21 protein-coding genes and 3 tRNA genes are annotated in these 21,381 nt (G+C 74.4%); 12 read left to right on the top strand and 12 right to left on the bottom strand.

Annotation, left to right across the window (positions count from 1 at the left end; genetic code table 11):
* Window positions 1–46 precede the first annotated feature (46 nt).
* Window positions 47–586: a hypothetical protein gene (locus AFE02nite_RS10395; RefSeq protein ID WP_146819591.1), complete on the bottom strand. Its 540-nt coding sequence runs from the start codon at window positions 584–586 to the stop codon at window positions 47–49.
* A gap of 66 nt (window positions 587–652) precedes the next feature.
* On the opposite strand from AFE02nite_RS10395, the gene AFE02nite_RS10390 reads away from it, so the two are divergent.
* Complete coding sequence (locus AFE02nite_RS10390) at window positions 653–1,027, top strand: sterol carrier family protein (protein WP_034247112.1); 375 nt, start codon at window positions 653–655, stop codon at window positions 1,025–1,027.
* Here the strand turns inward: AFE02nite_RS10390 and AFE02nite_RS10385 are convergent, their stop codons facing one another.
* Window positions 1,028–1,672: a ThuA domain-containing protein gene (locus AFE02nite_RS10385; protein WP_222594386.1), complete on the bottom strand. Its 645-nt coding sequence runs from the start codon at window positions 1,670–1,672 to the stop codon at window positions 1,028–1,030.
* Window positions 1,673–1,945: 273 nt separating this feature from the next.
* Here AFE02nite_RS10385 and AFE02nite_RS10380 point away from each other — a divergent pair, with 273 nt between their 5' ends.
* The 4 genes from AFE02nite_RS10380 (at window position 1,946) to purM (ending at window position 9,079) form a co-directional block, all read left to right on the top strand.
* Complete coding sequence (locus tag AFE02nite_RS10380) at window positions 1,946–5,896, top strand: ExeM/NucH family extracellular endonuclease (RefSeq protein WP_052113777.1); 3,951 nt, start codon at window positions 1,946–1,948, stop codon at window positions 5,894–5,896.
* A 141-nt stretch (window positions 5,897–6,037) separates the two neighbouring features.
* Complete coding sequence (locus AFE02nite_RS10375) at window positions 6,038–6,328, top strand: hypothetical protein (protein WP_146819589.1); 291 nt, start codon at window positions 6,038–6,040, stop codon at window positions 6,326–6,328.
* Window positions 6,329–6,422: 94 nt separating this feature from the next.
* Window positions 6,423–7,964 (top strand): amidophosphoribosyltransferase, encoded by a 1,542-nt coding sequence (gene purF, locus AFE02nite_RS10370; RefSeq protein WP_034247116.1) that lies wholly within the window; start codon window positions 6,423–6,425, stop codon window positions 7,962–7,964.
* Window positions 7,961–9,079: a phosphoribosylformylglycinamidine cyclo-ligase gene (purM, locus tag AFE02nite_RS10365; protein WP_034247118.1), complete on the top strand. Its 1,119-nt coding sequence runs from the start codon at window positions 7,961–7,963 to the stop codon at window positions 9,077–9,079. The genes purF and purM overlap by 4 nt, the downstream gene beginning before the upstream one ends.
* Window positions 9,080–9,083: 4 nt before the next feature.
* Here purM and AFE02nite_RS10360 read toward each other — a convergent pair whose 3' ends face one another.
* Window positions 9,084–9,299, bottom strand: coding sequence for a DUF3073 domain-containing protein (locus AFE02nite_RS10360; protein WP_034247120.1), 216 nt, complete (start codon window positions 9,297–9,299; stop codon window positions 9,084–9,086).
* Window positions 9,300–9,670: 371 nt separating this feature from the next.
* On the opposite strand from AFE02nite_RS10360, the gene AFE02nite_RS10355 reads away from it, so the two are divergent.
* The 3 genes from AFE02nite_RS10355 (at window position 9,671) to AFE02nite_RS10345 (ending at window position 12,126) form a co-directional block, all read left to right on the top strand.
* Window positions 9,671–9,880 carry a BldC family transcriptional regulator gene (locus AFE02nite_RS10355; protein ID WP_034247122.1) on the top strand — a complete coding sequence of 70 codons (210 nt, stop codon included), beginning with the start codon at window positions 9,671–9,673 and terminating at the stop codon, window positions 9,878–9,880.
* A gap of 153 nt (window positions 9,881–10,033) precedes the next feature.
* Entirely contained in the window at window positions 10,034–11,533 is a 1,500-nt protein-coding gene (locus AFE02nite_RS10350; protein WP_146819588.1) for a DNA-3-methyladenine glycosylase 2 family protein, read from the top strand.
* A gap of 29 nt (window positions 11,534–11,562) precedes the next feature.
* Window positions 11,563–12,126, top strand: a complete 564-nt coding sequence (locus AFE02nite_RS10345; RefSeq protein WP_146819587.1) for a methylated-DNA--[protein]-cysteine S-methyltransferase — start codon at window positions 11,563–11,565, stop codon at window positions 12,124–12,126.
* Window positions 12,127–12,282: 156 nt separating this feature from the next.
* Here the strand turns inward: AFE02nite_RS10345 and AFE02nite_RS10340 are convergent, their stop codons facing one another.
* From AFE02nite_RS10340 to AFE02nite_RS10315, 6 genes are all read right to left on the bottom strand, one after another.
* Complete coding sequence (locus tag AFE02nite_RS10340; protein WP_052113973.1) at window positions 12,283–12,636, bottom strand: DUF3618 domain-containing protein; 354 nt, start codon at window positions 12,634–12,636, stop codon at window positions 12,283–12,285.
* Complete coding sequence (locus AFE02nite_RS10335) at window positions 12,633–13,067, bottom strand: phage holin family protein (protein ID WP_034248288.1); 435 nt, start codon at window positions 13,065–13,067, stop codon at window positions 12,633–12,635. Before AFE02nite_RS10335 ends, AFE02nite_RS10340 begins: the two co-directional genes overlap by 4 nt.
* A gap of 138 nt (window positions 13,068–13,205) precedes the next feature.
* Entirely contained in the window at window positions 13,206–14,759 is a 1,554-nt protein-coding gene (locus AFE02nite_RS10330) for an HNH endonuclease signature motif containing protein (RefSeq protein ID WP_034248286.1), read from the bottom strand.
* Window positions 14,760–14,958: 199 nt separating this feature from the next.
* Window positions 14,959–15,031 (bottom strand) — tRNA-Phe (locus tag AFE02nite_RS10325).
* A 33-nt stretch (window positions 15,032–15,064) separates the two neighbouring features.
* Window positions 15,065–15,139, bottom strand: a tRNA-Asp gene (locus AFE02nite_RS10320).
* Window positions 15,140–15,188: 49 nt separating this feature from the next.
* A tRNA-Glu gene (locus AFE02nite_RS10315) sits at window positions 15,189–15,261 on the bottom strand.
* Window positions 15,262–15,437: 176 nt separating this feature from the next.
* On the opposite strand from AFE02nite_RS10315, the gene AFE02nite_RS10310 reads away from it, so the two are divergent.
* Window positions 15,438–15,785, top strand: coding sequence for a metallopeptidase family protein (locus AFE02nite_RS10310; RefSeq protein ID WP_052113974.1), 348 nt, complete (start codon window positions 15,438–15,440; stop codon window positions 15,783–15,785).
* A gap of 72 nt (window positions 15,786–15,857) precedes the next feature.
* A complete protein-coding gene (locus tag AFE02nite_RS10305) occupies window positions 15,858–16,760 on the top strand; it encodes an LLM class flavin-dependent oxidoreductase (protein WP_034248281.1) in 903 nt (300 codons plus the stop codon).
* 105 nt (window positions 16,761–16,865) lie between these two features.
* Here AFE02nite_RS10305 and AFE02nite_RS10300 read toward each other — a convergent pair whose 3' ends face one another.
* Window positions 16,866–17,144, bottom strand: a complete 279-nt coding sequence (locus AFE02nite_RS10300; protein ID WP_034248279.1) for a GlsB/YeaQ/YmgE family stress response membrane protein — start codon at window positions 17,142–17,144, stop codon at window positions 16,866–16,868.
* Window positions 17,145–17,305: 161 nt separating this feature from the next.
* Here AFE02nite_RS10300 and AFE02nite_RS10295 point away from each other — a divergent pair, with 161 nt between their 5' ends.
* Window positions 17,306–18,577, top strand: coding sequence for a mechanosensitive ion channel family protein (locus tag AFE02nite_RS10295; RefSeq protein WP_146819585.1), 1,272 nt, complete (start codon window positions 17,306–17,308; stop codon window positions 18,575–18,577).
* A gap of 67 nt (window positions 18,578–18,644) precedes the next feature.
* Here the strand turns inward: AFE02nite_RS10295 and AFE02nite_RS10290 are convergent, their stop codons facing one another.
* The gene (locus AFE02nite_RS10290) at window positions 18,645–19,409 is read right to left on the bottom strand and encodes an SDR family NAD(P)-dependent oxidoreductase (RefSeq protein ID WP_034243329.1); all 765 of its coding nucleotides are present in this window, start codon (window positions 19,407–19,409) and stop codon (window positions 18,645–18,647) included.
* Window positions 19,410–19,671: 262 nt separating this feature from the next.
* On the opposite strand from AFE02nite_RS10290, the gene AFE02nite_RS10285 reads away from it, so the two are divergent.
* A complete protein-coding gene (locus AFE02nite_RS10285) occupies window positions 19,672–19,986 on the top strand; it encodes an iron-sulfur cluster assembly accessory protein (RefSeq protein WP_052113378.1) in 315 nt (104 codons plus the stop codon).
* 1 nt (window position 19,987) lies between these two features.
* On the opposite strand, the gene AFE02nite_RS10280 is transcribed toward AFE02nite_RS10285, so the two are convergent.
* Entirely contained in the window at window positions 19,988–21,202 is a 1,215-nt protein-coding gene (locus AFE02nite_RS10280) for an EAL domain-containing protein (protein ID WP_052113377.1), read from the bottom strand.
* Window positions 21,203–21,381: the final 179 nt, after the last annotated feature.

Here is a 21,381-nt window from a genome sequence, read left to right as displayed (position 1 = left end):
GCGTTCTGGCTGGTAGGGGGCACCGTCGGCGGGCTCGACGACCGGGTCAGGGCTCCAGGAGGTAGCCGCCGATGACCGGCTCCTCCTCGGCCGGGAGGCCCGTCGGGCGCTGGTAGTAGCCCCACGGGAACCAGCCGCTGCTGAACCGCTGCCAGCCGTCCGTCTCGAGCGCCCGCCCGGTCGCCCGCGACGCGAACACCCGCCGGTACTCCCACTGCTCGGTGGTCCGGGTGACCACGTGCAGGGCCGTGCCCGACCCCACCACGCGCCAGCCGTGCCGCCCGGCCGCCTCGAGCTTCCCCATCTCGTTGAACAGCGTGACCGGCCCGACCTTCGCGGTCTGCTGCGGCCCCGCCCCACCCGTCGGTCGCGCCGGCTCCGCGGCCCCGACGGCCGCACCGCCCGTGCCCCCGACGGCGCCGTCGGCCGGCTCCGCGGTCCCCTCCGCCGCGGCGTGGCGCCGCGCGTCGTCGGCCGCCGTGCCCAGCGCCGCGGCGACGTCGTCCCAGCCCAGGCCGGCTGCCCGCGCGTCGTCGACCAGCGCGGCCAGCCGCCCCCGCAGGTCCTCGCCCGACATCTTGCCCATGCGTCCTCCTCGCCGGTGACCAGTGTCCCGCAGCGACGTGCGCGGCGGGGTGGTTGGCTTGGACCCGTGCCTCCCCGCCGCCGCACCGACCCCTACGTCGGCCGGGCCGCCCTGGCGCGGTGGCTCGCCGACCCCGACGCCGCCGACCGCGCCGACGTGCGCACCGCCGTCCGCTTCACGCTCGAGGAGCTCGCGGCGCGGGCGCCGGGGGGAGCGGTCGAGATCCGCGTCCCGCCCGACGGTGCCGTGCAGGCCGTCCCGGGACCCGGCCACACGCGCGGCACGCCGCCGAACGTCGTCGAGACCGACCCGCGGACCTGGCTCGAGCTCATCACGGGCCGGACCGCCTGGGTGGACGCCGTGCGCGACGGCCGCGTCTCGGCGTCGGGCCTACGCGCGGACCTGGGTCCGGCGCTGCCGCTGGAGGGTCTGCGCGGCTAGCTAGCGCGGCCCGAGGAGGCTCAGGAGCCCGCCGCGCAGGTGGGCGCGGAAGGTCGGGTCGTCGTAGGCCTCGGTCGCGTGGCCGAGCGAGGTGTACCAGGTGCGCCCGGCACCGTACGGGCCGTACCAGGCGACCGGGTGCGGGTCGCCCATCGTGCCGCCGGCGTAGCTCGACTCGTCGACCGTGAGGAGCACGGTCCGGTCGGCCGGGAAGCGGTCGAAGTTGTACCACTCGTCGGCGTGCCCCCACGTGGCGGGCAGGTCGCGCGTCGAGGGGTGGTCGGCGTCGGCCACGCGCACCGTGCCGCTGGTGAAGTCCGGGTGGTCGGTGAAGCGGGCGCCGGCGATGCGGGGCAGCTCGTCCCAGCCGGGCTCGGTGAAGGTCGCGGAGTGGATGCCGGCCCAGGCGCCGCCGGCCGCGATCCACGTGGCGAGCTCGCGCCGCTCGCGCCGGCCGAGCACCGCGCCCGACGTCGACAGCCACACCACCAGCGAGCGGCCCGCGAGGTCGCGGTGCGTCGCGGCGTCCTCGGAGTGCTCCACCTCGTGCCCCTCGGCGGCGAGCAGCTCGCGCACGACGTCGACCGCGTGGGGGATCGAGTCGTGGCGGTAGTCCGTGGTGCGCGTGAAGACGAGGACGCTCATGGCGGCCATCCTGCCCGGCGTCGCCGAGCGACCGCACGGTGGCCACATGGTGAACCATCTGGCCGCCATCTGAACACTTGTGAAGGCGGCCGTGACTGATGTCATGGCATGTCTGGCTTTTTCCGTCATGACCGGTCTAGCGTCCCCACGACAGGGCGCTACCAGCGCCGCTCGCCCTCGCGGAGGTCGCACATGCAGCACTCCCGGCGTCGCACCACCAGACGCCTCGTTCCCGCCACGGCAGTCACAGCGCTCGCTCTGACTGCCGTTCTCATGCCGGCTGCCGCCGAGGCCGCCGACGTCGTCCCGATCGCGCAGGTGCAGGGCACCGGCGCGGCCACGACGCTGCCCAGCACGCCCGCGGTCACCGTCGAGGGCATCGTCACCGCTGACCACCGGACCGGTGGGTACCGCGGCATCTACGTGCAGACCGAGGGGTCGGGCGGCGCGGCCGACGCGACGCCGGGCGCCTCCGACGGCATCTTCATCTTCTTCGGCAACCGGAACCCCGTGCCGAGCGTCGCCATCGGCGACAAGGTCCAGGTCACCGGCCGCCCCGGCGAGTTCAACGGGCTGACGCAGCTCAGTGCCAACCAGACGGGCGACACCGTCACCGTCCTCTCCTCCGGCAACGCCCTCCCCGAGCCTGTCGCGCTCGCCGACACCGTCGTCGGTGATGCCCGCGAGCAGTTCGAGGGCATGCTCGTCCGTCCGACCGGTGACTACTACGTCGCGTCGTTCCACGAGGCCGACCGGTACGGCTCGCTGTGGCTCGCCGCGGGCGACATGCCCGTCAAGAGCACCGAGGCCGCGCGCCCGGGCCCCGACGCCGACGCCATCGCCGCCGCCAACGCCGCCGCGCGGATCGTGCTCGACGACGGCAAGAACAACCAGACGACGTCGACGCTCAAGCAGCCCTACCTGCCCGCCGGTGACCCGGTGCGCACGGGCGACAAGGTCGAGTTCGGTGACCTCGCCTACGTGCTGCACTACGGCTTCGACCTGTGGCGCCTGCAGCCGCAGACGCCGCTCGACTCGACCACGCCGGACGCGCTCGAGCCGACGTTCGCCGACACCAACCCGCGCCCGGCCGCGCCCGACGCCGTCGGTGGCGACCTGCAGGTGGCCTCCTTCAACGTCCTGAACTACTTCACGACGCTCACCACGCAGGACTCGCGGGCCCGCGGCGCCCGGAGCCCGGAGCAGTTCGCGGCCCAGAAGGGCAAGATCGTCGCGGCCATCACCGCCATGGGCGCCGAGGTCGTCGCCCTGCAGGAGATGGAGAACTCCACGCACTTCGGCCCGGGCACGCCCGACGTGGCGGTCGCGGACCTCGTGGCGGGCCTCAACGCCGCTGCCGGGACCGACGTGTGGGCCTACGTGCCGACGCCCGCCGCGCTCCTGGACCCCGCGGTCCAGCCCGGCACCGACGTCATCATGAACGCGATCATCTACCGGACCGACGCCGTCACTCCCGTGGGCGCCAGCCAGGCGCTGGTGGACCCCGCGTTCGACGACGCGCGCGAGCCGATCGCCCAGGCCTTCGCGCCGGTCGGCGACGGTGCACCGTTCGCCGTCGTCGCGAACCACTTCAAGTCCAAGACCCCGCCCGACGGTGAGGACGGCGAGCCGGCCGACGGCCAGGGCTGGTTCAACGAGGTGCGCGTCGCCCAGGCGCAGGCCCTCGCGGCCTTCGTCGGGGACCTCGGCGAGGCGGGCACCACCGACGTCGTCGTGCTCGGTGACCTGAACTCCTACAGCCAGGAGGACCCGGTCGTCACCCTCACGGGCGCGGGCCTGGTCGACCTGGTCGCCGCCAAGGCGCCGGGCCAGTACAGCTACACGTTCGACGGCGAGCTCGGCTCGCTCGACCACGCGCTCGGCACCGGCACCTTCGCCGCGCGCGTGACCGGCGCGGACGTGTGGGACATCAACGCCGACGAGTGGTCCGGCCTGCAGTACTACGGCGCCGCGCCCGAGCTCGGCACGGTCTACCGCGCGTCCGACCACGACCCGACGATCGTCGGCATCACGGCCACCCTCCCGCCGGTGACGATCGACCTGCTGGGGATCAACGACTTCCACGGTCGCCTCGAGGCGAGCGGGGCCGTCGCGGGCGCCGCCGTCCTGGCCGGCGCCGTCGACTCCTACCGCGCGGCGAACCCGAACACGCTGTTCGTGTCCGCCGGCGACAACATCGGCGCGACCACGTTCACGTCGTTCATCCAGGACGACGAACCGACGATCGCGGCGCTCAACGCCGCGGGCCTGGACACGTCGGCGCTCGGCAACCACGAGTTCGACCGCGGCCGGGCCGACCTGGACGAGCGCGTGCTCGGCCTGGCCGACTTCCCGTACCTCGCGGCCAACGTGTACGACCGCGCCACGGGTGAGCCGGCCTACGACCCGTACTGGGTCACCGACGTCGACGGCATCCAGGTCGGCTTCATCGGCGCCGTCACCGAGGCCCTGCCCACCCTGGTGACGCCGGCGGGTATCGCGACGCTCGAGACCCGGTCGATCGTGACCGAGGTCAACCGCTTCGCGGGCCGGCTCTCCGACGGTGACGCGACCAACGGTGAGGCCGACGTCATCGTCGTCCTGGTGCACGAGGGTGCGGCGCACAACGAGTCCCTCGAGGCCGACCCGGCGTTCAACGCCATGCTGGGCACGATCTCGGGCGACGTCGACGCGATCTTCACGGGTCACACGCACCTGAAGTACGCGTTCCTCCAGCCCGTCGAGGGATGGGCGGACGGGCTCGCACGGCCGGTCGTCCAGTCCGGTCAGTACGGCGAGAACCTGGCCCACGTGCAGCTGCAGGTGGACCGGGAGTCCGGCGACGTCGTCGCGAACTCCGCCGAGATCGTGCCGCTGGCGAACAACGGGTTCACGCCCGACCCGGAGGTGGCCGCGATCGTGGCCGACGCCGTGGCGGTCGCGAAGCAGCTCGGCAGCGTCAAGCTCGGCGACATCACCGACGACCTGATGCGGGCACGGGCCTCGAACGGCACCGCGGAGAACCGCGGTGGCGAGTCGACGCTCGGCAACCTCATCGCGGACGTCCAGCTGTGGGCGACGTCGGAGCTCGGCACGCAGATCGCCTTCATGAACCCGGGCGGCATGCGCACCGACATCACCTACGCGTCCACGGGCGCGGGCGACCCTGACGGGAACGTCACCTACCAGGAGGCGGCCAACGTCCAGCCGTTCGCCAACACGCTGGTCACGATGACCCTGACGGGTGAGCAGATCGTCCAGGTGCTCGAGGAGCAGTGGCAGCCTGCGGGAGCGCAGCGTCCGTTCCTCAAGCTGGGCACGGCCGGCCTGACCTACACCTACGACCCGGCCGCCGCTGCGGGCAGCCGGATCACCCAGGTGTGGGTGGGCGAGACCCCGCTCGACCCGACCGCGACCTACCAGGTCGTCGTGAACTCGTTCCTCGCCTCCGGCGGGGACAACTTCGCGACGCTCGCGCTCGGCGCCGACAAGGCGGACTCCGGGCGGGTCGACCTCCAGGCGTTCGTCGACTACCTGGGCCAGTTCTCGCCCATCAGCCCGGACCTGGCCCAGCGCGCCGTCGGCGTGCACGTGGCCACGGCCGCGCCCGAGGGCGGGTTCCTCCCCGGCGACTCCGTCACCGTGGACCTCTCGTCGCTGCTGTTCAGCGCCGGCGAGCCGCAGGGTGACGCGCCGACGGCCGTCCTGACCATCGGCGGGACGCAGGTGGCCACGGCCGCCATCGACCCGGCGGTCGTCGACACCACCGACGAGGTCGGCCGCGCGACGGCGACGATCGTCATCCCCGAGGGCGCCGAGGCCGGCGACCTCGAGGTGGTCGTCACGGTGCCCAGCACGGGGACGACGACGTCGTTCACGGTGCCGGTCGCCGAGGTGGCCGGGCCGGCGTGCGTCGTGTCCTACGACGCCGTCCGGGTGTGGCCGAACCTGCTCCTCGGTGGCGTGCGGGTGACCAACACCGGCACCGACGCGGTGGGCCCCTGGTCCCTCACGTGGAGCTACACGAAGGGCGAGAAGGCCGGCGTCGGGATCGGTGCGTCGATCTCGCAGCGGGGCGCGGACGTGACCGCCAAGGGCACGTGGCTGAACCGCACGCTCGACCCCGGTGAGTCGACGACCTTCGCGTTCATCGGCAAGGCGCCGCGCGGGACCGTCGCGCCGACCGCGTTCCAGCTGAACGGGGTCGACTGCACGGTGGAGTGACCGACCGGACGACCAGGTGGTGACGCCACCCGGGTCGCCGAGGCGGTGACGGTGTGGGGGTCGGCCTGCGGGCCGGCCCCCACACCCGTCCCGGCGAACACCCGCGACGTCGCCCGCGGCGGCGTCTCGTAGCATCGAGCCGTGGTCGAGAACCCTGACGCGCCTGCCGTCCCCGACGCGCCCGACGCCGCCCCCCAGGTCGCGGTCGGCGCCGTCGCCCAGGTGCGCCGGGCCCCGCGCTACCGGGCGTTCGGGCTCGCGGGGGCGCTCGCCGGCGTCGTCGTGGCCCTCGTCGCGACGCTCGTCGTGGCGGGCGTGACGGGCCGCGACGCCGTCCTGGGCTACGCCGCGCTGTTCACCGGCCTGGCTGCGGCGGCGCTGGGCGCGCTCGTCGGCATGGTCGTCGCGGTGCTCCTCGACCGCCGCTCCTGAGGCACGGGTGAGCCGGGCGCCGTCGTCGTGCGCCCCGGTCCCAGGTCGCGGGCGGCCTGGACGACGCCGCCGCGGCGTATGACACCATGACGCCGTGGCCCGTGGCGACGGACGACTGAACCACGACCTGCTCCCCGGAGAGAAAGGTCCCCAAGACGCATGCGGCGTCTTCGGGGTCTGGGCTCCCGGCGAGGAGGTGGCGAAGCTCACCTACTTCGGCCTGTACGCGCTGCAGCACCGCGGCCAGGAGTCGGCGGGCATCGCGACGTCCAACGGCGAGCAGCTGCTCGTCTACAAGGACATGGGCCTCGTCTCCCAGGTCTTCGACGAGACCGCGCTGAACTCGCTGACCGGGCACATCGCCATCGGGCACACGCGGTACTCCACGACCGGGGCGACCACCTGGGAGAACGCGCAGCCGACGCTCGGCCCGACGGCGGGCGGCACGATCGCTCTCGGCCACAACGGCAACCTCACCAACACGCACGAGCTGCTCGAGCTCGTCGCCGAGCGGTACGGCGCGGCGCGGCGCGGGGCGCTCGGCCGGTCGACGACGGACACGGCTGTCGTCACCGCCCTGCTGGCCGGCGACCCGGACCGGACCCTCGAGGCCACGGCCCTCGAGGTGCTGCCGCGGCTGCGGGGCGCCTTCTCGCTGGTCTTCATGGACGAGCACACGCTGTACGCCGCGCGCGACCCGCACGGGGTGCGGCCGCTCGTCCTCGGCCGGCTCGAGCGCGGCTGGGTGGTCGCGTCCGAGACGGCGGCCCTCGACATCGTGGGTGCCGCCCTGGTCCGCGAGGTCGAGCCGGGCGAGCTCATCGTCATCGACGCCGACGGGCTGCGCACGCAGCACTTCGCCGAGCCGACGCCGAGCGGCTGCGTCTTCGAGTACGTGTACCTGGCCCGGCCGGACACCACGATCAGCGGCCGGTCGGTGCACGCGGCGCGCGTCGAGATGGGCCGCACCCTCGCCCGGGAGCACCCGGTCGAGGCGGACCTCGTCATCCCCGTCCCGGAGTCCGGGACGCCGGCCGCGATCGGCTACGCCGCCGAGTCGGGCATCCGGTACGCGCAGGGTCTGACCAAGAACGCGTACGTGGGCCGCACCTTCATCCAGCCGTCGCAGACGCTGCGCCAGCTCGGCATCCGGCTCAAGCTCAACCCGCTGCGGGAGGTCATCCGCGGCCAGCGGCTCGTCGTCGTCGACGACTCGATCGTGCGCGGCAACACGCAGCGCGCGCTCGTGCGCATGCTGCGCGAGGCCGGCGCCGCCGAGGTGCACGTGCGGATCTCCTCGCCGCCCGTCCAGTGGCCCTGCTTCTACGGCATCGACTTCGCGTCGCGGGCCGAGCTCATCGCGCCGGGACTCACCGCCGAGGAGATCGGCCGCTCGATCGGCGCGGACTCCCTCGGCTACGTCTCGCTCGCCGGCATGATCGCGGCGACCGAGCAGCCGGCGTCGCGCCTGTGCACGGCCTGCTTCACGGGCCGCTACCCGATCGACCTGCCCGCGGCCCACCACCTCGGGAAGAACCTCCTCGAGCAGGCCGAGCTGCCGCTCGGCGCCCCCGAGGACGGACTGTCCGCGCTGCTGCCCTCCGCGGGTGGCGCGACTGCCCTGGAGCGGCCATGACCAGCGAACCCACCGAGATCACCTACGCGGCCGCGGGCGTCGACACCGCCGCGGGCGACCGCGCCGTCGAGCTCATGCGCGACGCGGTGAAGGCGACCCACGGGGACCGCGTCCTGGGCGGCGTCGGCGGCTTCGCCGGGCTGGTCGACGCGCGGGCCCTCACCCGCTTCCGGCACCCGCTGCTCGCCACCTCGACCGACGGCGTCGGTACCAAGGTCGCGATCGCCCGCGCCATGGACGTGCACCACACCATCGGCTACGACCTCGTCGGCATGGTCGTCGACGACGTCGTCGTGGTCGGCGCCGAGCCGCTCTTCATGACCGACTACATCGCGGCCGGGCGGGTCGTGCCCGAGCGGATCGCCGCCATCGTGCGGGGGATCGCCGAGGCGTGCCGCGAGACCGGGACCGCGCTCGTCGGCGGGGAGACCGCCGAGCACCCGGGCCTCATGGGCGCAGACGAGTACGACCTGGCGGGCGCCGTGACCGGCGTCGTCGAGAAGGACGCGCTGCTCGGGCCGGACCGGGTGCACGCGGGCGACGTGCTGGTGGCCATGGCGTCCTCGGGACTGCACGCCAACGGGTACTCGCTGGTGCGGGCCGTCGTGGCCGCGTCGGGCTGGTCGCTCGAGCGCCACGTCGACGAGCTCGGGCGGACGCTGGGGGAGGAGCTCCTCGAGCCGACCCGCCTGTACGCCCGCCCCTGCCTCGACCTTGCTGCGGACCCCGCCGCCCAGGTGCACGCGTTCTGCCACGTCACCGGTGGTGGGCTCGCCGCGAACCTCGCGCGCGTCGTCCCGGCGGGACTGCTCGCCGAGGTCGACCGGTCGACCTGGGCCATCCCGCCGGTGTTCTCGCTGGTCCAGGGCCTCGGCCAGGTCCCGTGGGCGGACCTGGAGTCCACGCTCAACCTCGGCGTGGGGATGGTCGCCGTCGTCGGTCCCGATGGCGTCGCCGCCACCCTGGCAGGGCTGGCGGCCTCAGGTGTGCCGGCGTGGGTGCTGGGGCGCGTCACCCACGACGACGACGCGCACGAGGCTCATCGCCTCGTGCGCGGTACGAAGGGAGTGCACGGCGGGGCCGTGCTGCTGGAGGGCGATCACCCGACGGCGTGAGCCGTCAGCGCTCGTCCTCCTCGTCGTCCTCGTCCTCGTCGGACCACTCGTCGAGGTCGTCGTCCTCGTCGTCGACAGCGAGGTCCGGGGTCGCGTGGGTGACGATGCCACCACCGGTCTTGAGCTCCTTCTCGAGGGCTCGGTAGTCCGTGGCTGGCGTGAAGTACTTCAGCTCACGGGCAACCTTGGTCTGCTTTGCCTTCTGACGGCCGCGCCCCATGGCATCGACCCCCTCTAACGTGGAAGCGGGGCGGCACCGTGCTGTCACGTGCGGCCCCGGGGTGCTTGGAATCGTCGTCGCAACGGTACATCGTGTGCGGGGCGCAGGGCGAGCCGCCCACCTGCTGGCCACAGTGAGGCGATTCACACGAATCGGCGCGATCCGCCGTTCGGGGGAGCGTGGGCCGCGTAATCCGCGTGCGAACTCTGTCCCAGTTGCCCCATCCGTGCCGTATCCGCACCCGGTGGGGTGGGGCGCCCGCCCTCGGCGTTCTGTCCGATGTGCGCAACTTAGGCTTACCTGAGACGATGGGTGGCATGTGGTGATGCGCTACCTGGGAAGGCGTTCACCGCACTCCTGAAGGAGGAGCCATGAACACCCGCCAGAGTGAGCAGGAGACGCTGCTGACCCCCTCCGAGGTGGCCGCTCTCTTCCGCGTCGACCCGAAGACCGTGACCCGTTGGGCGAAGTCGGGGAAGATCTCGTCGATCCGGACGCTCGGTGGTCACCGCCGCTACCGCGAGTCGGAGGTCCGTCTGCTCTTGCGGGGGATCCCCGAGCAGCGCGACACGGAGGCCTGACCTCCCGGCCCCAGTGAGGGCAGAGCTCGCGGCCGCGAGCGCGGCGGTGCCCATCGTCGTGCCCATGGCTCTGCTCATGGCCGTGCTCACGGTGAGCACCGCCATGTCCGATCACCGCCAGCACCCGTCGGAGCGGGCACGCAGAATGTCCGCATGACCGCAGCGCGGACCGACCGAACGGCCGGCACCTTCCCGGATGCCGAGCTGGCCTACCGCGCCGTCAGCTCACGGGACCCGCGGTTCGACGGTCGCGTGTACGTGGGCGTGCTCAGCACCGGGATCTACTGCCGCCCGTCGTGCCCGTCCCGCACGCCGCTGCCCGAGAACTGCGTCTTCCACGCGAGTGCAGCGGCGTGCGTGTCGGCCGGCTTCCGGGCGTGCCGCCGGTGCCGACCGGACGCCCAGCCCGGCAGCCGCGACTGGGATCTCGACGCCGACCTCGCGGGGCGGGCGCTGCGCCTCCTCGAGCAGGGTGTGGCCGACGACGAGGGGGTCGCCGGCCTGGCGGCCCGCCTGGCCGTGAGCCCGCGCCACTTGCACCGCGTGCTCATCGCCCAGCTCGGCGCGTCCCCCGCCGACCTCGCCCGCACCCGGCGGGCCCAGGTCGCTCGCATGCTCGTCGAGGAGACCGACCTGCCGCTCTCGCACGTGGCCTTCGCGGCGGGGTTCCGCAGCGTGCGGCAGTTCAACGACGTCATGCGAGCGCACGTGGGCGCGCCGCCGTCGTCCCTGCGCGCGCCGCGTCTGCCCTCGGTGCCGGCCGGGCCGCCCGCGGGCGCTCGCCTCGACGGGAGCTCGCTCGAGCTGCGACTGCGTCATCGTGCGCCGTTCGACGCCGGTGCGTGGCTCGCGCACGTCTCCGCCCGGGCGGTGCCCGGCCTCGAGGAGGTCCACGGGACGGTCGTGCGCCGCGTGCTGCCCGGCCGCCTGGGGCCGGTGCTGGCCGAGCTCGACCTGACCGACGGCGTCGTCGCCCGGCTGGTCCTGCCGAGCCTCGACGGCCTGACGAGCGCGGTCGGGCGGCTGCGGCACTGGGCGGACCTCGACGCCGACCCCGCGCGGGTCGACGAGGTGCTCGGCGACGATCCGTTCCTCGCACCGCTGGTGGCGGCCCGGCCCGGCCTGCGCGTGGTCGGCACGGTCGACGCGGCGGAGCTCGCGCTGCGCACGGTCCTCGGGCAGCAGGTCAGCGTCGCGGGCGCGCGGACGCTGACCGCCCGCCTGGTCGACGCGCTCGGCGAGATCTCCCCCTGGGGGCTGCGGGCGTTCCCGACGCCGGCCGCCGTCGCCGCGGCGGGGGAGGACGGGCTGTTCGCGCTCGGCCTGACGCGGGCACGCGCGGCGGCGCTCGCCGGTCTCGCCGCGGCGCTCGACGGTGGGCTCGACCTCGCCCCGGGGGCCGACCGCGAGCGGTCCCGGGCCGCCCTGGCCGCGCTGCCGGGCATCGGGCCGTGGACCGTCGACTACATCGCCCTGCGGGCCCTGGGCGACCCCGACGCTTTTCCCGCGCACGACCTCGTGCTGCGGAAGGTGCTCGGTGGGGTGTCGCCCGCGGAGGCGCGTGGACGCGCGGAGCGGTGGCGGCCGTGGCGCGGATACGCGGCCCAGCACCTGTGGACCAGCCTGATCGACCGACGAGGGGACTCCCGATGAACGCGACCGACGCACGTCCACTTCCCGCGATGACTCGCGGCCGGACGCAGCACCAGGGTGGCGGCCAGAGCGAGGGGCGCGACGTCGAGTTCGTGGTCTCCTCGCTCGAGACGCCGATGGGTCCGCTCACCGTTGCCGTGGACGAGGCCGGCGTCGTGCACCGCGCCTTGTTCGGACCGGTCGGGACGCTCGCGCCCCTCGGCGCGCGGGTGGTCGCCCCGGAGGACCTCCCGGGTCCGGTCGCCGACGCCGTCGCCCGCTACCTGGGTGGCGAGCTGACGGCGCTCGACGAGGTCGAGGTGCGCCAGCCGGGTGGCCCGTTCCGGCAGGCGGCGTGGAGCGCCATGCGGACCATCCCGCCGGGGGAAACCGTGTCCTACACCGAGCTCGCGGAGCTGAGCGGGCGTCCGGCCGCGGTGCGCGCGGCCGGCTCGGCCTGTGCGACGAACCTCGTCGCCCCGTTCGTGCCGTGCCACCGCGTGGTGCGCTCCGACGGGAGCCTCGGCGGCTACGCATACGGGCTCGAGGTCAAGAAGGCGTTGCTCGAGCACGAGCGCCGGCACGCCGGGCAGGGTCGTCCGGGCGCTGCCTGACCCGGGCGAGCGAGCGGGCGGGCGGGCGATCGAACGAGCGAGCGTCCTGGCGGTCCCGCGGGCGTCCTGGCGGTCCCGCGGGCGTCCTGGCGGTCCCGCGGGCGTCCTGGCGGTTCCGCGGGCGTCCCGGCGGTTCCGGGGTGCTTCGGCGGACCGTCAGAGCTTGCGGGCGATCGTTCCCACGACGGCGGCGGCCACCGCCGCCGCCGCGCCCAGGACGATCCAGCCCCGACGGGTCGGCTCGGGCTCGTCGGCCGGTCGGACCTCGCCGGTCAGCTTGCGCTTGAGCTCCTCGAACGCGACCTTCGCCTCATCCACGGCCTCCTGCGCCTGGTTGCGGGGGTTCAGTCGCTCGGACAGCTCGTCCACGGTGGCGCGGAGCTCGGCGCGCGTGCGCGCGATGTCGGCCTCGATCTGCGCCTGGGTCCGCGTGTCGACGGGCTGGGCGGCCTTCGGTGCGCCGGTGCCCGCCGCGGCGTCGTCCGGCGTGGTCGGCAGCGGGGTGCTCACAGGGTCTCCTTGGGAGTGTCGTCCTTCGCGAGGCCCTCACGGACGGCCTCGACGTCGGCCTTGATGCTGGCCGCGGCGCGCTCGGGCACGGGTGGCGTGCCCTTCTTGACCGACTTGATGCCCAGGGCCACCAGCAGTGCGGCGACGGCCAGGATGAGCACGAAGACGATCAGCGAGGCCAGCCAGGCGGGCAGGCCCTCGGCGATGCCGAGGATGATCGTGGCGATCAGGACGCCGGTCGCCCAGAACGCCAGCACGCCGACGCCCGCGAAGAGCCCGATCCCGACGCCGGCGTTCTTCGCCTTCTCCGCCATCTCGGCCTTGGCGAGGTTGATCTCGTCCCGGATCAGTGCGGAGAGCTTCTCGGACAGCGCCGAGACGAGCTCGCCGATGGTCGGACGGCCGTCGGGGCGGTGGCTGCTGGTGGTCACCTCATCACGTCCTTCGTCGGCCCCATGGGGCGGCGGCGCGTGCCGGGCAGGTGCGGGGCACGTGAGCATTCTCCGGCACAGCCAACTCGCCTGCCGCGCGTTCGGCAATCCGGCGACGGGGCGACGCGTCCGTCTCCCTCAGATCGCGAGCGCCAGTTGCTCCGTGGCACGCGCGAGCGGCACCTCGCCCCGCTCGCGCAGGTCACGCGGTCTGCCCACGTCGTGCGGCGCGCTTACGTCGCCCAGCCCGCCCAGATCGCGCGGGTCGCCGACCCGCTCGCCCGGTGTCGCTGCACGCCGCGGGGGTGGCGCGCCCGGCGGGCCTCCCGAGAGGACCCGGCCGCCGGGCAGGACGAACTCGTACGCCACCCGGCGCCCGGAGGCGTCCGCCTCGTCGTCGTGCAGCGCCCATCGTCGGATGCTGAGGTCCAGTCGGTGGACCTCGTGGTGGTGGAAGCTGCACAGGAGGACGCCGTCCTCGACGGACGTCTCGCCGCCGTCGCGGTCCCACCACTGCCGGTGGTGCACCTCGCACCACCGCGCTGCCATGCCGCAGCCCTGCCAGGCGCAGCCACCGTCGCGCGCGATCACCCCGCGGCGCTGCGCGCCGGTGTACGTCCGGGCGGTGCGCCCGAGGTTCACGGGCTCGTTCTGAGCGTCCATCACGATGCGGGTCAGCTCGCAGTCGCACAGGACGCGAGCCAACTCGCTCATCGGGACGGGCGTGCCGTCCTCGAGGGTTGCCGGCGGCAGCACCCGCCGGTGCTCGTCCGCCGCACCCACCCGGACTGACCCGACCGGGCCCGACTCGTCCACGGCGCCCGTCGGGCCGGTCGCGCCTGGGGCGCCGCGCTCGCGAAGGGCGCGGAGCGCGCCCCAGGTCTCCTCGGTCATGAGGAAGGAGACGTGGGGACGGACGGCCGCGCCGGAGCCGGTGCTGGGCAGGCTGAGCACGGTGTCCGCCAGTGCCTCCAACGCGTCGGCCGTCCGCTGCGCGTGGCCCCTGGAGTCGTCCGCGGCGGGCCGTGGGCTCAACGCCTCGAGCGCCAGCCGAAGGCGGTGCCCGGCCATGGAGTCGAGCTGCCCGGAGATCCTCGTCCCCGACGGTGTCTCCGCGAGGTGCAGGAAGCGCTCGGCGCGCTGCGCCTGGTGGGTGCGCTCGACGTGCGCGGCGTCGACGCTCGCCGCCATGCGCGCGAGGGCGGTCGCGAACCGACCTGCGTCCAGCCGCCGCGCCATCTGGAGCACGCGTGCCTGACCCTCGGGGGACCCGAGGGCGTCGCGTACCGCCTGGGAGCCGCGGGCCGTCGCCTGCCCGATCACGTCGACGTGCGCCACGCTCACCGAGCCCGCGAGGGTCGCGTCCCGGACCTCCCGCATCGACGTCAGGGTCTCGGCCCGGCGCTCCTCGGCGGCTCCACCTCTGACGCCCACGCGGGCCGTGCGGCCGCGCCACGCGGCGAACGACGGGTCCCCCGAGCCCCGCCAGTCACCCGAGTCGCGCTCCGCCAGCAGCACCTCGGACCGCACCGCGGTGAGCCCGGCGATCGCCCGGTCCACCTCCGTCAGGATGGTCCGCCGTCGCGCGGCGTCCCAGGAGCGTGCGCCCGTGGCGAGGGTGGCGAGGCCCTCGACGGCGTCCCGCAGCGCGTGGTGCGGTGACGTCGCCACCCCAGCGCTCGCCGTCGGCATCTCAACTCCCTTCGAACGGGTGTTCTAAGTCTACCGAAACCGGGCAGAGGGGGCAATTCGCCCAGAGCGAACGCAGGCAGCCAATCGCCAGCACGGAACACAGCTGCCTGCCGCATGCCCGGTCCCGCTGCCGCCCACCCCGAGAACGACGAACGCCCCGCCTCATCCGAGGCGGGGCGTCTGCCCAGCTGACTGCAGGTGGCCACTGGCAGGGTCGAACTGCCGACCTTTCGATTTTCAGTCGAACGCTCTACCAACTGAGCTAAGTGGCCGTTCGACCTGCCGGCGAACCGGATGGTCGAGAGCGACCCCGACGGGACTTGAACCCGCGACCTCCGCCGTGACAGGGCGGCGCGCTAACCAGACTGCGCTACGGGGCCTTGCGTGACTGCTGTCCTGCTTCCGTGCTGTCCTGCGACCTGCTGTCCGTACCCCCAACGGGATTCGAACCCGTGCTACCGCCGTGAAAGGGCGGGGTCCTAGGCCGCTAGACGATGGGGGCCCTGGTGGGCGCCCAGACGTCCACGCGCCGAAGACCTCGGAAAGCATACGGGCTCCGGCTCGGAACTCCAAAGCGGCTTCCTACGACGACGCCCGCACCCGAGCGCGGGCCCTCCCGCCCCCTCCTCGCCCGACCCCGGACGGCCCCCGCTCGGCCACAATGGTGGCGTGGTCACGATGTCGCGCGCCGAGTTCGAGGACGCAGTCCGGGACGCCCTGGACCTGATCCCCGCCGAGCTCGCCGAGCAGATGGACAACGTCGTCGTCCTGGTCGAGGACCATCCGCCCGCCGACGAGCCGCAGGACCTGCTCGGCCTCTACGAGGGCGTCTCGCTCACCGAGCGGGACCACTGGTGGGCGGCCGGGTCCCTGCCGGACCGCATCACGATCTTCCGGATGCCGACGCTCGCCGTGTGCGACTCGGTCGAGGAGGTCGTGGAGGAGGTGGCGGTGACCGTCATCCACGAGATCGCCCACCACTTCGGCATCGACGACGAGCGCCTCCACGAGCTCGGCTGGGACTGACCCACCCCGACACCCACCACCCCACACCCCACACCCCACACCCCACACCCCACACCCCGGACGGAGCCGCTCGTGCGCATCGGGATCGTCCTGCTCCCGCAGGACCGCTGGCCGGTGGCGCGCGAACGCTGGCGCCGCGCTGAGGAGTACGGCTTCGACCACGCCTGGACCTACGACCACCTGGCCTGGCGCTCGCTCGCCGACGAGCCGTGGTTCGCCACCGTGCCGCTCCTGGCGGCCGCCGCGACCGCGACCGAGCGCATCCGGCTCGGCACGTGGGTCGCGAGCCCGAACTTCCGGCACCCCGTCCCGTTCGCCAAGGACGTCATGGGCCTGGACGACGTCAGCGGCGGGCGCCTCCTCCTCGGCGTCGGCGCCGGCGGTGAGGGGTACGACGCCGAGGTGCTGGGTCCGCCGCCGACGCGCGGTGAGCGCGTGGCGCGGTTCGCGGAGTTCGTGGACCTGCTCGACGAGCTCCTCACGCACCCCGTCACCGAGCGCACCGGCGAGCACTACGAGGCGCACGGCGCACGGATGATCCCGGGCTGCGTGCAGACGCCGCGCGTGCCCTTCGTCGTCGCGGCGAACGGTCCCCGCGCGATGCGCGTCGCCGCGCGGCACGGGCAGGGCTGGGCGACGTACGGGCCGCCGTCGGGCGACGGCGACCTGACGCCCGCGCAGGCGTGGGAGGCCTGGTGGGCGGGGCTGGGCGCGCTGGTCGCCCGCTTCGACGAGGTCGCGCTCGAGGCGGGCCGCGCACCCGGCGCCGTCGACAGGTACCTCAACGTGGACGCCGCGCCGCGCCTCGCGCTGGAGTCCGCGGACGTGTTCGAGGAGTCGGTAGTGCGGGCCCGCGCGCTCGGGTTCACCGACGTCGTCGTGCACTGGCCGCGCGAGGAGGGCGTCTACGCGGCGCGCGAGGAGGTCCTGGACGAGCTCGCGAGCCGGCTCGACGCCCTCCGCCAGGCAGACTGACCGCCCCCCACGCCCGCCCGACGCGCGTCCCGCCCGACGCGCGGCGGGGAGCGTCCCTCCCGACGTGCGAGAGGAACGCTCCCCGGAGCGCGTGCGGTCAGGCCGTCAGAGGACGGTGCGCCGGCGCGAGCCGAGCGTGCGCGCCGCGATCATCACACCGATGACCGCGAGGCCGATCTGCAGGACGAGCTCGATCCAGTCGATGCCGTCGGTCACCGCCACTCCGATGTTCTGGGCGATCCACGTGCCGAGCAGCGCGGCGAGGATGCCGATGACGATCGTGAGCAGGATCGAGATGCGCTGACGGCCCGGGGCGAAGAGCCGCCCGAGCGCGCCGATGATGAGCCCGACCACGATGGCGCTGATGATGCCGCCGATTCCCATGGCGATACCCCTTCCCTCGGTGGGCCGTGGGGATCACCGGCCCTGATTTCGGAAGGTAAGCCCCGGGAGAACGTCCCGCACGTCGAGGGATCGCACGGACCGGCGGGTGCGCTGCCCCCTCCACCGCTCGCCGCGCGACCGGTTCGCCCTACCCTGAGGCGATGCGCCCCCTCGTGATCGCCGCGACGGACGACGTCTCGCCCGCCGCGGTCGTCCTCGCCGTCGCGCTCGCCCTCATCGCCGCCGTCCTGCTCGCGGAGGGCGTGGCGGCCGGGCTGCGGGCGGCCGGCCGCCGCCGCTGGCTCTGGGCCCACCTGGCCCGCCGCACCCGCAACCCGGTGCGCCTGCTGCTCGCCGCGGTCGCCGTCCGGATCGGCGTGGGCCTCGCCCTGCCGCGCCCGACGGCGGCCCTCGACCGCTCGTGTGCGCTCGCCGCGATCCTGGCGCTGACCTGGCTCGCCGTCGTCGTCGCGCCGGCCTGCGTGGACGCGGCGCTCGGCCGCCACCGGACCGACACCCCCGGCCATCGCCACGCCCGCGGGAGCCGCGCGCTCGCCGGGGCCGCCAGGGCCGTCGCGCTGGTCGTGGTCCTCGTCGCGGGCCTCGCCGGCGCCCTGCTGGTCTTCCCGACGACGCGCGTCGCGGGCCTCGCGGCCCTCGGCCTCCTCGCGCTGGTGCTCGCCGCGGTGGTGGGCGCCGCGCTGCCCTGGCTGCGCGACGTCGTCGCGGGCCTCGAGCTGGCCTCCGCGGACGCGCTCCGGCTCGACGACGTCATCGCCCTCGGTGGCCTGGGGGCCGACGGCGCGCCGTCCGGCCGCGGTCCCCTCGCCCCGACGGCGGCCGACGGCGTCGGCACCGACCGCCTGTGGGGTCGCGTGGAGGAGATCACCGCGACCACCGTCGTCGTGCAGGCGTGGGACGACCGCCGCGTGGTCGTGCCGGCCCGGCGCCTGGTGGCGGCGGGCTTCGAGAACTGGACGCACCGCAGCGCCGACCTGGTCGGGACCGTCGACGTCGACGTCGACCCGGCCGTCCCCGTCGCCGACGTGCGCGCGGCCCTGCTCCGCGTCGTCGAGGCGAACGACCTGTGGGACCGCCGCGTCGCCGTCCTGCAGGTCGCCGACGCGACCGGCGGTCGGGTGCGGTTGCGGGCCGTCGTGAGCGCCGCGGACGCGCCGCAGCTCGCTGACCTGCGCTGCGACGTCCGGGAGGGCCTGGTCGACCACCTCGTGCGGGTGCGCCCGTCCAGGGCCGAGGGTGCCGCGCCGCCGCAGCCCACGGGCCGGCACTCCGGCGACACGACGATGACGGTCGACCCGCGCAAGGACTCGCGGCTGTTCACCGGGAGCGTCTTCGCGGTCGAGCGCTCGCAGTCGTTCACCGGCCCGGGCGCGGACGTGCTCGCCGAGCGCGACGCCGCAGCCGAGGCCTGAGACGGGCTGACCGGCCGACCGGCCGACCGGCCGACCGGCCGACCGGCACCCGACCCCGCCGCGGGTCTCAGCGCGGCAGGACGATCCCCGTCACGTCGGCGAGCCGGGTGAGCACGCGCTCCTGGAGCTCGACGTCGAGCGCCTGCGGGTTGGGCTCGAGCGGCGTGCGGTGCTTGAGGAACCGGCCGCCGACGAGCGCCTCGGGATCGTCCGACGTCGCGAGCCAGACCTGCGTCTCCGCGCCGGGTCCGAGGTCGTCGGTCGCGTTCGGCCCGCCCAGCCGGGTGCGGACCCAGCCCGGGTCGACGGCGTTCGTGACGACGTCGGGCCACAGGCGGGACACCGCGCAGGCGAGGACCAGGTCGACGAGCTTGGCGTCCGCGTAGGCCTGCATGCCGTCCCAGCCCCACTCGATCTCGTCGGGCTCGGCGTACCCCTCGGCCTGCAGGCCCGAGGTGAGGTAGACGAGCCGGCGCGGGCGCGGCATGAGCGCGGTGAGGACGTAGGGCGCCACGGCGTCGACCTGGAAGATGCGCTCGAGCCCGTCCGCGGTGAGCACCTTGTCCGGTGCGCCGCCGCCGATCCCCGCGTTGTGCACGACGGCGTCGAACGGCCCCGCGGCCGCGGCCGCCTCCGCGAGCGCACGGGTCTGGGCGAGGGAGGAGAGGTCGCCGACGACGACGTCCGCGAGCCCGGGCAGGACGGCGCGGACCTGGTCGGCCCGCTCGGCGCTCCGCGCGTGCCCGACGACCTCGTGACCCGCCTCGAGCAGCTGCCGGGCGGTCTCCCGGCCGATGCCGGCGGTCGATCCGGTGACGAACACGCGGGCCATGGGAACTCCTCGTCGTGCGGGTGATCGAGGTCCTTCGGGTGGTCGTGCCCACGCCGCCCAGCGCCGGGCGACGTGCGCACAGTCTCGCACTCGCGCGTCGTGCGGCGGGCCGGTCCGGAGCCCGGGCGAGTACCGGACGAACCGTCCCGAGATGTGGACGTACCGGGGCGTAGGGGTTGCGGGAGCGCCGTGCCGCCCCGACGGTGGAGTGGTCCGAGGCCCGCCCTGCGGTGCCGCGACGTTCGATGGAAGGACAGCGCTCATGCTCACCCTGACCGACAACGCCCGCTTCGCCGTGCAGGACATCGCCGCGCGCGCCGGGCTCCCGGAGGAGGGTGGTCTGCGGATCGCCGAGTCCGAGGCCCAGACCGGCGCCTTCGAGCTCTCCCTGGTGGCGGCGCCGCTCGACGGCGACGAGATCATCGACGCCGGGTCGGCGCACGTGTACGTCGAGCCGACGACGTCGGAGATCCTCGCCGACCAGAAGCTCGACGCCGTCCCGTCGCCCGAGGGCACGGGCTTCCTCCTGGCTCCCCAGGACGCGCCCGACGCCGGGGCGGACGGCGTGGCCCGCTAGCTCAGACCGTCAGCCGGCTGCGCAGCGCGGCGACGATCGCGCTCGTCTCGGCGACCGGCAGCGGCCCCGGTCGGCCCGTGAGGTAGCCCTGGACCGCCTCGGCGCCGAGCGCCGACCAGGCCACCAGGTCGTCGACGTCCTCGATGCCCTCGACGACCATGCGCGCGCCCGCGGCGTGCGCGAACTCGGTCAGCGAGGTGGCCAGCGCGCGCTTGAGCGGGCTGCTGCCGACGCCCTGCGCGAGCGAGATGTCGATCTTGATGATGTCCGGGGCCAGCTGGACGATGTGCCGCAGGCTCGAGAACCCGGCGCCGGTGTCGTCGACGGCGAGGCGGACGCCGAGGGCCCGGAGGTCGCTGAGGTGCTCCTGCAGCAGGGCGTAGTCCTCGACGACGGCGTGCTCGGTGATCTCGACGGCGAACGTCCGGTCCGGGTGGCCGGCGAGGATCGCGTGCAGACGCGGGTCCGCGAGAGTCGCCGGGGAGGCGTTCACCGCGAGGGACACGTGGCGCGGGAGGTCGCGGGCGCCGTCGGCGGCCTTCTCGATGGCGGCGATCTCGAGATCCGTGCCGAGGCCGGCGATGGCCGCCGCGCGGAACCAGACGTCGGGCGTGCGGCGGGGCTCGGCGTCGAACCGCGTGAGCGCCTCGACCGCGACGAGGCGGCCGTCCGCGAGCGAGTAGGCGGGCTGGTAGACCACGTGGAAGAGCCCCTCGGCGAGCACGCGCTCCAGAGCCGGCAGGACGGCGTCGTCGGTCTCGTCTGCGCCGTAGCTGCGAGTGACGCGGTCGCGGATCTCGGTGGTGAGCTGCTGCTCGCTGACGCGCTCGCGGATCTCCATGGCGAGCGTGGCTGCGCCCGCGACGATGCAGAACATGACCGCGCGCAGGAGCCAGCCGTTGGGCTGCTGGGCCTCGCCCGTCGCCGTGTTGAGCGGCATCAGCGGCCCGACGGCGATCGCGGACACCAGGGCGGCCGGGATCCCGCCGCGGAACCCGAAGAGCATCGCCGCGCCGATGATCGGGATGTAGAAGAGGTGAGGGAACGCCCGTTGGCTGCCGCCGGAGGCGTACGTCGCCAGCCACGCGGCGGCGATGAGGATGCCGACGCACAGCGCGGTCGCCCACCACGGCCAGGCGGCGCCGCGCCGGATCGCGCCGTCGAGCCACGACGTCGGGACGACTGTCCTCGACGGGCTCTCGGTGCGTATGGCCATCACGGTCCCCTGTCGTGTCACCACGGGCCTGTGTGCGCGGCCCTAGCCCCATCCTCATGCCCGCGAGGGCTCCGCCGGGAGGGGGTGGGTGCGTGTTCTGTCGTGTTGGTCCCTGGTCGTGTGGGGCTGGCGCCGGATTTCACCCGGCTGTGACGGGGTCCTTCGAGAGTCCAGAGTCC

The sequence above is a fragment of the Actinotalea fermentans genome (assembly GCF_007991475.1).
Classification (GTDB): domain Bacteria; phylum Actinomycetota; class Actinomycetes; order Actinomycetales; family Cellulomonadaceae; genus Actinotalea; species Actinotalea fermentans.
The sequence above is the reverse complement of the archived record's forward strand: the minus strand, read 5'-3'. Positions and strand labels throughout refer to the sequence as shown.